The following is a 13285-nucleotide window of genomic DNA, read 5'->3' on the forward strand; positions in this document are numbered from 1 at the left end:
TTATCTATTAGTTTTTTTTTCATCTATGTAACGGAGAACCGGAGAGCAGGTTAAGCACCATAAACAAATGGTAAGCAGAGAATTCTAAGAAATGATATACTGGAGGGAGATTTAAAAATATAAGAATCGCAATGAACCAAAAAATGCCCATTTGGTGTTCCCACTGATCAGGGATTCTGAAAATATTTTTTACGATTGTCCACCCATCGAAAGGCATCACAGGGAGCAAATGAAAAACGGCAAGAAAGATAGAGGCAAGGACAAAAGTGGCAAAAAGCTCGCTTAATTTATGATCCTGTGGAATAACCACTTTGGCTATAAGGAGGATAAAAAAAGCAGTTATTATATTAGCCAAAGGTCCTGCTAGAGCAATAAGGATACCTTGTAGTCTAGGGTTTTTTAACAGGGATGGATTAATAGGGACGGGTCTACCCCATGCGAAAAAACCAAAACCTCCAGGGAGTAGGAAAATATTGATAGCTGGTATAATTAAAGTACCAAATAAGTCCATATGAACTAGTGGATTGAAAGTTAAGCGGCCCTCTTCCCTTGGTGTTCTATCACCCATAAGGGTAGCCACCATGGCATGGGCAAACTCATGGATGGTAATAAGTGGAATAAGAAGAAGAAAAAGATAAAGTCTATCGAAAGAGGAGTTCATGGAGAAAAGTCTTTATCGCATTGTCTACAGGTTCATTAATAAAAAAATATTAAAAAAGAAGGTTCTCATCATATCGATGCATCGACTGATTTTGTTATTTTTTATATTATTCATTATAATACATTCCATTTATCTGGATTATTTGCAAGCTACAGTCATCGATTTGGGGATCGATGTCCTTGTGGAAAATCATTTTCATGGCTTGGAAGGAAAAAAAATTGGATTAATCACAAATCTGTCGGCTGTCAACAAAAATGGAATTTCTACTTTAGAACTTTTTTATCATTGTCCACAAGTAAATCTTGTTGCCATATTTACTCCCGAATACGGTCTCTATTGCATGGGGTTAGATAAACAACATACGGCTTTTTATATTGATCCCTATACAAACCTTCCTGTGTATCCACTCCAGGGAGAAACACTAAAACCAACAGATGACATGCTAGCCAACCTAGATGTCCTTGTTTTTGATTTACAGGATATTGGGACAAGAAGTTTTACATTTTTAAGCACAATGGGATTGGCTATGGAAGCAGCGGGAGAAAATGGTAAAGAATTTTATGTCCTTGATCGGCCCAATCCTCTTGGGGGCGAACGTGTCGAAGGGATGCCTTTTAACAACTCTTTTCGTTCTTTTTATAACGAATGGGATATTCCTTACATCCATGGCATGACTCCCTGTGAAATTGCTGGAATGATTAATGGAGAAAATTGGATTTTTAAAAAACCCAAACTCACTCTTGTCCCCATGAAAGGTTGGCAAAGGCATATGCTTTGGAAGGATACAGGGCTTCCTTGGCTTCCGCTCTCTCCCTACTTGACTGATGAAGAAAGCCCTTTTTATTTTGCCATCAGTTCTTTTTTAGGCTTAAGTCCTGTGCTTAATAACGGGATTGGAACCGCTTTGCCTTATAAATTGGTAGGAGCCCAAAAAATTGATCCTTTTACTTTTGCTAGGAACATGAATAAAAGAAAAATCCCTTTTTGTTATTTCAGGCCAGTTTTCTATTGGCCTTTTTTCGGAAAATTTCAAGGAAAAACCTTGGGTGGTTGTCAGATACACATTAAAGACTTTTCTAAAGTCAAACTTGTGGAAATAGGTCTTTCTCTATTACAGGAAATGATGACAGAGCTAAACCAAGATCCTTTAGCCTCTTTGACGGCTGAACAACTTGAGTTTTTTGATCGCTATTGTGGGACGGATGAAATTAGAAAAGAACTTCTATCTGGAAAGAGAGTTCAAGCTATTGTGGATAATTGGATCCCTTATTTAGAAAACTTTAGAGAAAAAAGAAAAAAATATTTATTATATCCATCTGATTAAAAAGAATTTTTAGCAATTTTAAACAAACAAAAGACCTTCTATGGATATTGATATTGAAAAATTGTTCGAAAAACGGATAGAGGAAAAAAAGCCCTTTCAGATTGTTTTTTGTCATCAAAGTCAGCAGGATCTCTCTCAGCTTTCCAAAGCTGTACAGTTTCAAATTCTGGATTGTCTAGAAATGATACCAGAAGTCTTATCAAACCCTCATTCAGATTGTTTAAGCAAAGCGGAAAGAGATAACAGAATCCTCTATAGGTTCCGATGCAAAGACTACCGGATATATTTTGAAAAGACCGACTATGGGATATTAGTGCAGAGAATTTTGCTCAAAAATACCCTAGCTGACTTTCTTTTCCGCTCCAATTTAACTTTTTCCGATACCAATCCTTAATTGGTAACTGCCGCTGGCTCTTTGGCCAGAAAATAAAGAGGAAATGACATGGTTCTCACAATCTAACCTACAAAGCCTTTTTCCAAGCAAACATCGAATAATTTAGATCGATTCTCTATCCATTGAGGATCAGATGCTTACAGCAGCAGCACATGTTACTTTAGCCTAGAGGCTATTCTGCTGCAGGCTCAAGAAATCGGTAGCCGATTTTTAGTTTTATAGTGTTGGAATCTTCAAAGAGGGTGTTCTTTATGTTTTTGCTCTATCCTCTCAGAAAGAAAGTCTTATTTTCCATAGATTTCTATCCTCTTGATTCAATCCTAGCTCTTGAGCATCCAACTTATAAAAACTTCACTAAGCTTTGCCGCCTCCCCTTTGTAGGGGTAAGTTCAAGCAAACAACAAACTTTTGGTTCTGCTAAAATCCGTTCGTTGGTCTTTCCTTGCTTCTGTTATCGATTGATTGATGTGGAGGAGGAGAGAAGAGAAAAAGCCAACGCTCTTTCTTTTCTCTTTATCTTATTGGGATGCATTGAAGCAAAACCAAAAGAGGTTATTAACAATAAAAAAAATATGTTGGAGATTGTTCTTACTAAGAAAGATTTAATTTTTTGATATTAGAGGCGACATGTCGAGCGCTTTGTTGCAGTGTCAAAAGTTCATCTTCTCTCAAAGGAAGCTCTAGTATTTTTTCTATTCCATTTTTTCCGAGAACCACTGGAACGCCCACATATTGACCTGTGATTCCGTATTGACCTTCGCACCAGGCAGAGCAGGGTAACAATCTTTTTTGATCTTTTACAATACTTTCTACCATTTCTAGTATTGCTGCGGAAGGAGCATAATAAGCACTCCCTTTTTTCAAAAGCTGGACGATTTCGGCTCCTCCATCCCGTGTTCTTTTAATAAGCTGTTCTATTTTCTCTTTAGAAAGGAAATGTTCTATACTCACCCCAGAGACCGTTGCGAACCTTGGTAAAGGAACCATTTCATCTCCATGCCCTCCTAACACCATTGCTTGGACTTCCTGAGGAGCTATGCCAAGTTCTGAGGCGATGAAATAACGAAATCGAGCAGAATCCAAAACCCCAGCCATTCCCATCACTCTGTTTTTGGGAAGCTTCGTTTTAAGGGCGACAAGATAGCTCAACACGTCGACCGGATTGGAGACCACTATCACTATTGGGTTTTTGGAAAACCGTGCAATATTTTCGGCAACCCCACTGGCAATTTCCGCATTTCTGTTAAGTAAATCTTCTCTGGACATGCCAGGCTGTCGAGCCAAGCCGCTGGTAATGATATAGATATCTGAATTTGCACAATCTTCAAACAGGTTCGTTCCGACAATCTTTGACTCAACTCCTAGTAATGGAGCCGACTCCATCATATCTAAGGCTTTGCCTTGTGGCATCCCCTCGATAATATCATGGAGAAAAACATCTCCTAGGTTTTTTTCCCAGATTCTTTGGGCTGTTGTAGCCCCAACAAAACCGGCACCGATGACTGATATTTTCATTTTACCATTTAAGAACGCTTTTCAGAGAAAAACAAAATTTTTTTTTAAGTTTAATCTCATTTCCGTTGGGAAATTGCATTTGAATATTTTTTGTATTGCAACAAAATATTTGATGTGAGTCTTTGGAGAAATTCCGTTTTTCTTTGTTGTTTTTTCCTTTTTTCGCTGTCACTAAAAGGGCAATCCTTATATGATGATGAAATTCCAATCAAAGAAAAAGACTTACGGGCAATCTTTCAGTCCCCGATCCTCTTTTCTGATAATAGCCTTTATCAGAATTCCAAAACAAGGATCTTTTCTAATTTCTCTTTAGGAAATTCGAATTTTATTTCTTCTGGAGGAAAAAATTTTGAGCTTGTTGAAGATCAAGACAGTTATGGGATAACTTTTGAAAGCAGGCCAACAGAATCTTTATCGGTAGTGTTGAGTCCCTCGACTGCTATTCAAAATGTTGCGCCTCTGAGTGGAGGGCAAGCAGCGATTTTTCCCTTTGGTTCTCTTTCTCCAATGATTGGTAATCTTCTGTCCACGAACACAGCTTCTATGTCTTGGAATCTTGATCGATTTTCAGCTAAGGGTTGGGTCAATCAAACTTCTATTTTTAATAACTGGCAAACCTATGAATTTATGACAGAAGGGACTGGAATGGATTTTTCGTATCAAGCAAAGACGCTTACCACTTTTTCTATTTCTCTGGCTAACAATGTCAATCAGTATGGGATGGTAATTCCCAATTGGTCTTATTTATATAATCAATCGGATTTGCTCTTAGCAGTAAGGATGGAGCAGCCAATAAAAAATACTCCATTGACCTTTTGGACCGAAAGTTCCATTGATAAAAACACTGCTATGTCTGGTTTTGAGAATTTCAACTATTACTATGGTTGGACCATACCCAGTGTGAAAAGCGGCTTAAATTGGTCTGTCGATCAAAATAGTCTCTTTTCTATAGGCGCCTCTGCTTCTGAGTTACTGTACACTCAAGGGTATGGCTCAGAAAATTTCAAGGATATATTTGGAGAATGGAAACAGAAAGTTTCTTCGAAGGCAGCACTAAACTTAGGGACAGATTTTCAAGATTGTAATTATACAGCTGGCTCTCAAAACTTGCTAGATACAGATCAAGGCAGTAGGCTTTTTCTATCAATTGGGCCACAGGTTCAACTTTCGAAAGACTTTTCGGCTAGATTGGATATGAAATATCGACTGGGTGATCCAAACTTGAAGTACGAAGCCTTACAGATCCCAGAAAGGTATTTTCTTTTCAGTGTCCAAGGGAAGTTTTAAGAGTTGATACTCTATGACTTAAATTCAGACTCTAGGATGACGTTTTTCCCAATTAAAAACGCAAGAACTAAACCCGCCAGTCCAATTAATAACCCCAATAAAGTATTGACCCATGCTTTTTCTACCTCAAACAGTTTGTTACTGTCTATCTGTTTAGCATTTATATAAAAACGGATAGAGGCAACAAAAATGGTGAACACTCCAATAGACATAAAAGCAAAACCCATCCATTGCACCACGGGATCAAAAAATCTGGAATCCGCATGATGGTTTTTATTATCAAACATTAGCCGGATATAGTCTAAAAAAAGAGTAAATTTCTCGATAAGAAACCCAAAGGCCATAATAGCTATTCCGGTACGGATCCAAGCAAGATATGTTCTTTCATTAGCTGAATGATCGCCGAAATTTTTTTTCATTTCATAGCACCAGTCGATCGAATAAGACTGCTTGACCTCCTCCTCCGCCTTCAGGCAGGGGATTCCTTCCTGCCACCAGGGGCCTTGTTGCACCCCTTGGATCGGTCGAACAACCGACTCCCCGGCACTACACCGGAGAACAGGCGAGCCGGGCCAGTCCAGCCCTTAATATGTTCATCGCTCCCACTGTGTCGGCATTGCCCTCATACCCGCACCTCTCGCAGCGGAATGTCGTTTGCCTCGGCCGATTCGCTTGACTCACATGTCCGCATTCCGGCTCCGGACAAGTCTGACTCGTCTACGGGGTCGGTACAGTCCCCAGCCAGCCTCTCGACCAATGGAGCTTGTACTCCAAAAACTTCTGGAACATTGACCACCCTTGATCCAGAATCGCTTTGTTCAGCCCGCTCTTCGCCCGCACCTTCTTCCCCGGATTCTCCCTCGTCCCCTTGGCCGACCGGCTCATGTTCTGGATCGGCAAATCCTCCACAAACACCATCGCGTGGGTTTTGCTGATGGCCGTGGAGGTCTTGTGCAAAAAATCCCGCCGGGCATTCGCAATATGCGCATGAAGCCGTTCTATCCTGGCATCCTGTTTCTGCCAGTTTCGCCAGAACCGTTTCTTCCGCGACAGCTTCCGTATTTCCCAAGCCAGTTTCTTTTCATGCCGCCGGAACCATCCTGGCGCATCCACAAACGTGCCGTCCGACAACGCCGCAAAATGCACAATCCCCCGGTCGACTCCCACAATCGAGTCCGACGGATGGACCGGCTCCGGCACGTCGTTCTCCCTCTGGAAAGAGATGTACCAGTGCCCGGCTTGCCATGTTACCGTGGCATTCCGAATCGTTCCATCGATGGGCCGGGACTTGCGGAACTTCACCCAGCCGATCTTGGGCAGGAAAACCTTCGGCAAGACACACCGCCCATCTGCGTCCTTGGTCGACAGGTCGTGCTTGATCGGTTTGGGGTCCGCAAAGCGCAGGCCGGCCTCGTCCCGGTTCTTTTTCTTGAAGGTCGGCAACCGCGCCGGGTTGGACTTGTCAAACGCCGCCCGGATTGCCCGATCCAGAAACTTGAGCGTCCATTGCAAAGGGTGAATGGGCGCCTGAGCCAAAAACCCGTAGTCCTCGCTGTGTCTCCACCGTGTCAGGAGCCGGGTAAGCTCCTCATACGAGAGCAAAGGGGACCCGGCCTCCAGCCGCCCCTTTTGCAAGGCCAGCGCTTTGTTCCAAACCAACCGCGCACATCCCCGGTAACGGGTGAGGCACTGGGATTGTCCCATTGTCGGTTCCAAGCGGAATCGAAAGGACTTGAGAATTTCCATGTTTTTTAGGATATATTTGGTCTATGATAAAGTCAAACGAGACCCGTACAGGTTGACATTGTGTATATAATCTTCATCTACATTTGGTCTTTGCGACTAAATATCGGCGCGGAGTCTTCACTAAAGAGATTTTGGAAGAGCTGCACGAGATTATGGCCTCGGTTTGTAAAGCTTTCGAAGCTGAATTGTTGGAATTTGACCCTCAGGATGACCACGCGCACCTTTTGGTGACCTATCCACCCAAAGTGGCCATTTCCACGCTGGTGAACAGTCTGAAAGGCGTCTCCAGCCGCCTGATCCAAAAGTAAAACTATACGCAAATTTGCCGAAAACTATGGAGTGGACATCTCTGGTCCCCAAGTTATTTAGCCGGGAGCTGTGGCGGCGCCCCTCTGTCCGTTATCCAACAGGATATCGAGAGTCAGAGAACACCTGAATGCCGCGCCTTATCCTCTTCCTAAAGGAAGAGGTTGTATGCGGCGCGTTTTTTTCAGATCTTTTCAGATCAAGGCGGTCTTTCTGGCAGCAAGCACTTATAGTTTTTCAATAAACCGACAAAAGCGGTCAAGTCCGGTTTTAATTCTTTCCATGCTTGTTGCGTAAGAAAGTCTAATGGATTGATCATCTCCAAAAGCTACTCCAGGCACTACGGCTACCTTTTCTTCTTCGAGTAGTTTTTGGGCAAAATCTGAAGAACTCATCCCTGTTTTTGATATATTCACATAGACATAGAACGTTCCTTGAGGAGGGATAAAGGAAATTTTCTCAATATCTGAGAGGATCTTCATAATGTAGGCCCGCCTTTTTTTGTATTCTTTGACCATATTTTCCACACAATCTTGTGGACCCTTGTAGGCAGCCAGTGCCCCTTTTTGAGCAAACGAGGTTGGATTGGAGGTCATATGACTTTGGAGGGAGGCGATCTGTTTGGCTGCCCATAGGGGAGAAGCAGAATACCCAAGTCTCCATCCGGTCATTGCGTATGTTTTGCTAAAGCCATTAACGGTAAAGGTCAGCTCGTAGACCTCTTTGCTAAGAGAAGCGATGCTGAAATGCGTCAGATCGTCATAAACGAGCTTTTCGTAGATTTCATCAGAAAGAATCAGTATGTCTTCTTCCAGGGCAACATTTGCGATACCCTCTAATTCTTCTTTGGAATAAATACTTCCAGTCGGATTCGAAGGGCTATTGATAATGATCATTTTTGTTTTTGGCGTCATCGCCTCTTCAAACTGTTTAGGAGTGATTTTATAACCGTTTTCAAAAGATGTTGGGACAATGACCGGTTCAGCTCCTGCTATCTTTACCATTTCAGGGTAGCTGACCCAATAAGGGGCAGGGATGATCACTTCATCTCCTGGATCAACCGTTGCAAGAATGACATTTATGCAGGCATGCTTAGCCCCACAGCTCACGTTTATTTGCTCCGGACTGTAGTCTAAGGCATTATCTTTTTTTAGCTTTTCGCAAATAGCCAATCTCAATTCAGGGATTCCCGAAGAGGGGGTATAGCGGGTAAAATTGGCGTCTAGAGAACCCATAGCGGCTGCTTTGATATGCTCAGGGGTGTCAAAGTCAGGTTCTCCAGAAGTAAAATTGACTATATCTTCTCCTTTTTGAGCCAATGCTTTGGCCTTGCTGTCCAAAGCCAGAGTAAGAGAAGGACTAATCTTCTGGACTCGAGATGAAACTTCCATAATGGCTTCCTTTTTGTTGCAGGTTAAAATTTTTGGGTTAGCTTCCGTAGATCTCTTCTATAAGAGAAACAAATGAATTTTGTTCCATTTTTAAAATCTTAATTTCTCTTTCGGCATTTTCTGGGGAATCGGAGGCATGCGCTGCGTTGACCATAATGCTTTGACCAAATTCTCTTCGAATAGATCCTGGAGGAGCCTTGGCTGGATCTGTAGGTCCTAGAACTTCTCTGACTTTTCTAACCGCATCGATGCCTTCGTAGAGCAAAATGATGCATTTTTCCTTACCTGGCATTGTTCTTTGGTCGATAGGACAATTTTTGGGATTTATGCCTGTCATAAACTGAACAATCGAATGGAATTGTTCTTCGGCATAGAGTGGCCCGATAAGATTAGCGAGTGCTTCTTCCCTAGAAGAATCCAGTCTAATGGCAAGAGCCGATTCAAGTAATTCTTTGGCTTTTTGTCCTGCTGGTTTTTTGAGCTTTTCTCTGAGGGCTTCCCTTACAGGGGCGTAAAACTCTTCTGCTTCAGCTACACTCATATGGTGAACTTTAATGGCTGTTATCGCTAGTTCCGTTCGAGAAAACATATCGATTACATAACCGGGTCTTCCACTGGGAAAACGGAAGTTATCTGGCTTTAAGATGACAACGGCTCTTTGATGTCCTGGTTTGTTGTAAGTGGGGATAAGATGCGAAAGAATCCCTGAATCCCGGTCGTAATATCGCTTCCATAAGAGCAGCTTGGCTTTTGCCTCTTCCACAGAGGGTGCGGCAAGAACAGCAGGCTCAAAATATTTTACCGTACCATCTCTATTGTAGATAAGATCACCAAAGGTATCTCGGATCGTCTCTCCGCCTTTGCTTCGATTACGGATGTTGCCAACAACTTCCCTTGTTTTTGCGACAGCATTCTCTCCTCTAAATAAGAGAACCATGACCCGCTGACGAGCGCCCGTCTGAGGATTAGGCATAAAGTTTTCAAGAATGTAATCTCGAATTAGCTCCTGTATTTCTCTATCTTGAGGATCACTTTCCGTCACAATCATTTTAGAATATTCTCTTACGAGCTCGGCGCTCGGCGAGTACATAGCTGCTCCAACAAGTTCTAAAGAACTTTGTGAAAGTAGCCGCGAAAGTATGACTCCCGTTCTTGATTTATAAAGGGTATAAGGATTAATAATAACGTAACTAAGTTCTTGTGCCATAGGATGATAGAATGCTTTTGGTTTTTTCTTTAAAAAGTTTTATGTTTTAATACTATTTTAATGTTATTTTGTCGTTTCAAAAACTCTTTACTTTTAGTTCCCTGTTGAAATCAATTAATGATAAGTTGGGATTTACTTCCCTACTTTTTGTAATTGGCAGACCCAAAAGATAAAATAAGGCGGCGACAAAGGCAATCATAACCGCATTATCCGTACAAAACTTTTTATCAGCAATAAGGATTTCAATGTCTGATTCCAGCGCTTTTTGCTTGAGTAGAGTCCTTATCCTCTGATTGGCAAGGACACCACCTGAAGCGGCAATGCAGCAGAGACCAAAGGCTTTGGCTGCACTAATGGTTTTTTCCTGGATCACCCGAGCAATAGCTTCTTGGAAGGAGGCGCAAACATCGAAGAAAAATTGCCCTTTTTCTAACAGTTCTTCTTTTCTTTTCTCCACAAAATATCGGACTGCCGTTTTCAGACCGCTGAAACTAAAATTATAATTATTTTTTTCAATAAGACTTAAAGGGAACGCATAAGCGTTAGCGTTCCCTGGTTTGGCCCATTTTTCTATTTCTGGTCCTCCAGGATAGTCCAACCCTAGAAGTCTGCCAACCTTATCGAAAGCTTCTCCGGCAGCATCATCAATGGTTGAACCAATCATTTCGTATTTTCTTGGTCCATCCACTTTTGTCAAAATAGTATGTCCCCCACTAACCACTAGGCCAAGAAAAGGGAATCTCAGCTTTTCTTCTCTGCCTATGAAAGGAGAAAAAAGATGACCTTCTAAATGGTTCATCCCATAAACCGGTATGCCAAGACCTTGGGCTAGGCCCCTAGCAAAAGCATTACCTACAAGTAAGGAGGCCATTAGTCCTGGTCCTTCGGTTACAGCGATGGCCTCAACATCTTCTAGACAGAGACTACCACGCTTGATCATCCCTTGCATAAGCATAGGAAGGTTTTTGGAATGCTCCCTAACGGCAAATTCTGGGACTATCCCACCAAATGGTTTGTGGAGAAGGGCTTGACTTATACACTGATCATCGACAATCTGGATTTTACCATTAGTCATTCGGATCAGCGCCAGCGCAGTCTCGTCACAAGAAGACTCTATGCCAAGCCATACCATAGAAAAAATTTTCTATTGAATTCATGAAAAGTCTAGAAAAAGAACTAAAAGTTCACTTATTTTTTTAACTTTTCTCTGAACCATTGGATTGTCAATTTTAACCCTTCTTCGACATCGACCATAGGTTTCCAGCCCAAATATCGGATCGCTCTTGTAATATCTGGCCTGCGTTGTTTTGGATCATCCACAGGAAGAGGTTCGAAAACTATCTTTTCGGGTACTCCGGCTAGTCTGCAAATGGTCTTTGCAAATTCTAGGATAGTCATTTCTTTTGGGTTTCCTAAATTTATGGGTTCATGATAGTCTGAATGGGCAAGAGCCAAAACCCCATCAATCAGATCAGAAACATAACAGAAACTGCGTGTTTGCGATCCGTTGCCGAAAACCGTTAAAGGTTTTCCTTCCAAAGCTTGAGATATAAAAGCGGGAACCACCCTTCCATCTCTTAATCTCATACGAGGTCCAAAAGTGTTAAAAATTCTAACAATATAGGTGGGGATTTTATGGACCCGATGATAGGCCATGGTCAAGGCTTCAGCAAACCTTTTGGCTTCATCATAAACTCCTCTTGGTCCAATCGGATTGACATTTCCCCAATAGTCTTCGGATTGAGGATGGACAAGAGGATCCCCGTAGCATTCAGAGGTAGAAGCTAGACAAAAAGAACAGTTTTTAACTTTAGCCATTCCAAGGGTGCGATAGGTTCCTATGGAACCAGCTTTTAAAGTTTGTATTGGCAATTCGAGATAATCGATTGGACTGGCAGGGGAGGCGAAATGAAAAATGATATCTATTGTACCAGCTATATTGATATATTCAGTCACATCTTGAATGATCAAATCGAACCTAGGCTCATGCTTTAAGTGTTCTAAATTGGCAAGGTTGCCAGTAATCAGATTATCGATCCCGATGACTCTATAATCCTGGCTTAGCAACTTGTCGACTAAATGGCTTCCTAGAAACCCTGCAGCCCCTGTAACTACAGCAACTTTCATAGGCTTGTTCGTAAAAAGCTCTTCTTTAAGGCTTCCCTTTTACCTTCTTTTGTTCAAAAAAAAGTCTTTGAAGGGGATACCGTTCAAAAGAAAAAAGCACAAGAAAATTTAGCAAATTATTTTTATATATTTTTTTATTATCATGAAAATGAAGAAGTTGTAAAAGAATTTCCACTATATTGTAATTGAGCGGACTGACGGCAAACCTCCTACATACCACGGCAAGGCTCTATGGATCTCTTAAAAGAGTGGTTTTTTTCTGGAAGATAATCTTGCATGGCAGAAGTTGAGGCCGTGCTCCTGAACCTCCTCATGGCTAAAGCCAGGAGGTTCTGGGAAGACACGCCCAATCCTTGCGCCCCTCCCGCTTGCTTGAGAAGCCAAGCACTGCGACGTGCGCGTTCTAATCGGCGGCTGGCGTTCCCCTTCGGCAGACGGCCCGCTCTGACGCCCCGGAGGACGTGGGAGACGGCGACGTCCGGCTCCGCTTGCAGGTTGACCGAAGCTCGACGGCCGCCTGCCGCAGGAGCGGTTCCGCACCCGGCCACAGGCCATCTTGTCCTGGTGTGCATCGAGCCTGTCTTCGGAGACGAAGCGAGCAAGGAAGGCGCAAAAGAGCTCCCTTTGGAGGGGCATCAGCCGTAAGTCGCAGCGGTGGACACGCACAGACAGCGGCTTCTTTTCGATGCGGCCGCTGAGGCATGCCTGCGAGAGCAAGGTAGGACGCTTCGGGAATTCGTAGAGTCTGCCGCCAGCCCTCTTTGCCTTGCGGCGAACGATGCGGACGAGCATCCCTGGTGGCTTGACCTTCACGCTCCGCCCGAAATTCTTCTTGTAACTTTGATATGAGATCTTCTCGGTCTTGATGATATTCCCGGTTGTAAGAATCTGATTCGCCAACTCACCGTGGCTTCTCTTGCGCTCGGCTGCAAGGCGTCGCTTAGTTTCTTTAAGCTGTACTTGAAGAAGCCGATACCGCAAGGAGGCGATCCACCTCTTAAGTGGCTTTCTTCACTGTCCGGTCCTCATTAAAATTGTCCGGGTTGGTTGCCCGGCGTAAACGGCCAATCGCTCTCTTGACGGGCCTAAGCTTGCGCCAGGATGCTCGACCCTCGGGCAAAACTTCTCCAGGCAAGCCGCGGTCTCCTCGACGATAGCGACTGTAGAAGGCCAATATCGAGGCAGGCGTTCGCCTCATCGCGTGCCTGCCGGGTCTTCGCAGGCGGCGTCCCTTTCTGGACGAGCGGCACCTACCAGCGGTCCTGGCCCCGGATCGTCCATCGAATGACACGGTAGTATTTCGTCTCGGAGGAGAGTGCGGCGGCTT

13 protein-coding genes and 1 pseudogene are annotated in these 13285 nt (G+C 43.3%); 5 read left to right on the top strand and 9 right to left on the bottom strand.

All coding sequences use genetic code 11. From position 1 onward, the window contains the following. Positions 1 to 19: 19 nt before the first annotated feature. Positions 20 to 661: a site-2 protease family protein gene (locus A7Q09_RS03505; RefSeq protein WP_134389924.1), complete on the bottom strand. Its 642-nt coding sequence runs from the start codon at positions 659 to 661 to the stop codon at positions 20 to 22. Here A7Q09_RS03505 and A7Q09_RS03510 point away from each other — a divergent pair. From A7Q09_RS03510 to A7Q09_RS03520, 3 genes are all read left to right on the top strand, one after another. Next, positions 660 to 1985: an exo-beta-N-acetylmuramidase NamZ domain-containing protein gene (locus A7Q09_RS03510; protein ID WP_244228489.1), complete on the top strand. Its 1326-nt coding sequence runs from the start codon at positions 660 to 662 to the stop codon at positions 1983 to 1985. The genes A7Q09_RS03505 and A7Q09_RS03510 overlap by 2 nt on opposite strands. Before the next feature lie 40 nt (positions 1986 to 2025). Continuing rightward, positions 2026 to 2379 carry a type II toxin-antitoxin system RelE/ParE family toxin gene (locus tag A7Q09_RS03515; RefSeq protein ID WP_134389925.1) on the top strand — a complete coding sequence of 118 codons (354 nt, stop codon included), beginning with the start codon at positions 2026 to 2028 and terminating at the stop codon, positions 2377 to 2379. A 251-nt stretch (positions 2380 to 2630) separates the two neighbouring features. Continuing rightward, positions 2631 to 2993: a hypothetical protein gene (locus tag A7Q09_RS03520; protein ID WP_134389926.1), complete on the top strand. Its 363-nt coding sequence runs from the start codon at positions 2631 to 2633 to the stop codon at positions 2991 to 2993. Here the strand turns inward: A7Q09_RS03520 and mdh are convergent. Continuing rightward, positions 2971 to 3894, bottom strand: coding sequence for a malate dehydrogenase (mdh, locus tag A7Q09_RS03525; RefSeq protein ID WP_134389927.1), 924 nt, complete (start codon positions 3892 to 3894; stop codon positions 2971 to 2973). The genes A7Q09_RS03520 and mdh overlap by 23 nt on opposite strands. A gap of 114 nt (positions 3895 to 4008) precedes the next feature. Here mdh and A7Q09_RS03530 point away from each other — a divergent pair, with 114 nt between their 5' ends. Further along, the gene (locus A7Q09_RS03530; RefSeq protein ID WP_134389928.1) at positions 4009 to 5181 is read left to right on the top strand and encodes a hypothetical protein; all 1173 of its coding nucleotides are present in this window, start codon (positions 4009 to 4011) and stop codon (positions 5179 to 5181) included. Between the two features lie 11 nt (positions 5182 to 5192). On the opposite strand, the gene A7Q09_RS03535 is transcribed toward A7Q09_RS03530, so the two are convergent. The 3 genes from A7Q09_RS03535 to A7Q09_RS03540 are packed head-to-tail and all read right to left on the bottom strand — an operon-like array spanning position 5193 to position 6927. Next, positions 5193 to 5693 carry a YidH family protein gene (locus A7Q09_RS03535; RefSeq protein WP_244228490.1) on the bottom strand — a complete coding sequence of 167 codons (501 nt, stop codon included), beginning with the start codon at positions 5691 to 5693 and terminating at the stop codon, positions 5193 to 5195. A gap of 34 nt (positions 5694 to 5727) precedes the next feature. Beyond that, positions 5728 to 5862: a zinc ribbon domain-containing protein gene (locus tag A7Q09_RS11250; RefSeq protein ID WP_208526673.1), complete on the bottom strand. Its 135-nt coding sequence runs from the start codon at positions 5860 to 5862 to the stop codon at positions 5728 to 5730. 36 nt (positions 5863 to 5898) lie between these two features. Beyond that, positions 5899 to 6927 (bottom strand): RNA-guided endonuclease TnpB family protein, encoded by a 1029-nt coding sequence (locus A7Q09_RS03540; RefSeq protein WP_208526674.1) that lies wholly within the window; start codon positions 6925 to 6927, stop codon positions 5899 to 5901. Between the two features lie 23 nt (positions 6928 to 6950). On the opposite strand from A7Q09_RS03540, the pseudogene tnpA reads away from it, so the two are divergent. After that, positions 6951 to 7388, top strand: a pseudogene (gene tnpA, locus A7Q09_RS03545) (IS200/IS605 family transposase). A 72-nt stretch (positions 7389 to 7460) separates the two neighbouring features. Here tnpA and A7Q09_RS03550 read toward each other — a convergent pair. The 4 genes from A7Q09_RS03550 to A7Q09_RS03565 form a co-directional block, all read right to left on the bottom strand. After that, on the bottom strand, positions 7461 to 8624 hold the full coding sequence (locus tag A7Q09_RS03550) for a pyridoxal phosphate-dependent aminotransferase (RefSeq protein WP_134389929.1): 1164 nt from the start codon (positions 8622 to 8624) through the stop codon (positions 7461 to 7463). Positions 8625 to 8661: 37 nt separating this feature from the next. Beyond that, complete coding sequence (locus A7Q09_RS03555) at positions 8662 to 9831, bottom strand: nucleoside-diphosphate kinase (RefSeq protein WP_134389930.1); 1170 nt, start codon at positions 9829 to 9831, stop codon at positions 8662 to 8664. A gap of 76 nt (positions 9832 to 9907) precedes the next feature. Next, a complete protein-coding gene (tsaD, locus tag A7Q09_RS03560) occupies positions 9908 to 10963 on the bottom strand; it encodes a tRNA (adenosine(37)-N6)-threonylcarbamoyltransferase complex transferase subunit TsaD (RefSeq protein WP_134389931.1) in 1056 nt (351 codons plus the stop codon). A gap of 56 nt (positions 10964 to 11019) precedes the next feature. Then, positions 11020 to 11958 carry a UDP-glucuronic acid decarboxylase family protein gene (locus tag A7Q09_RS03565; RefSeq protein WP_134389932.1) on the bottom strand — a complete coding sequence of 313 codons (939 nt, stop codon included), beginning with the start codon at positions 11956 to 11958 and terminating at the stop codon, positions 11020 to 11022. Positions 11959 to 13285 lie beyond the last annotated feature (1327 nt).

Origin of the sequence: Methylacidiphilum sp. Yel (assembly GCF_004421185.1) — a bacterium.
Classification (GTDB): Bacteria; Verrucomicrobiota; Verrucomicrobiia; order Methylacidiphilales; family Methylacidiphilaceae; genus Methylacidiphilum.

What these genes read in the sequence shown, in the direction of transcription:
- A7Q09_RS03505 (WP_134389924.1), bottom strand. Translation starts at nt 661, where the DNA reads ATGAACTCCTCTTTCGATAGACTTTATCTTTTTCTTCTTCTTATTCCA.
- A7Q09_RS03550 (WP_134389929.1), bottom strand. Translation starts at nt 8,624, where the DNA reads ATGGAAGTTTCATCTCGAGTCCAGAAGATTAGTCCTTCTCTTACTCTG.
- A7Q09_RS03540 (WP_208526674.1), bottom strand. Translation starts at nt 6,927, where the DNA reads ATGGAAATTCTCAAGTCCTTTCGATTCCGCTTGGAACCGACAATGGGA.
- A7Q09_RS03515 (WP_134389925.1), top strand. Translation starts at nt 2,026, where the DNA reads ATGGATATTGATATTGAAAAATTGTTCGAAAAACGGATAGAGGAAAAA.
- mdh (WP_134389927.1), bottom strand. Translation starts at nt 3,894, where the DNA reads ATGAAAATATCAGTCATCGGTGCCGGTTTTGTTGGGGCTACAACAGCC.
- A7Q09_RS03510 (WP_244228489.1), top strand. Translation starts at nt 660, where the DNA reads ATGGAGAAAAGTCTTTATCGCATTGTCTACAGGTTCATTAATAAAAAA.
- A7Q09_RS03520 (WP_134389926.1), top strand. Translation starts at nt 2,631, where the DNA reads ATGTTTTTGCTCTATCCTCTCAGAAAGAAAGTCTTATTTTCCATAGAT.
- A7Q09_RS03565 (WP_134389932.1), bottom strand. Translation starts at nt 11,958, where the DNA reads ATGAAAGTTGCTGTAGTTACAGGGGCTGCAGGGTTTCTAGGAAGCCAT.
- A7Q09_RS03555 (WP_134389930.1), bottom strand. Translation starts at nt 9,831, where the DNA reads ATGGCACAAGAACTTAGTTACGTTATTATTAATCCTTATACCCTTTAT.
- tsaD (WP_134389931.1), bottom strand. Translation starts at nt 10,963, where the DNA reads ATGGTATGGCTTGGCATAGAGTCTTCTTGTGACGAGACTGCGCTGGCG.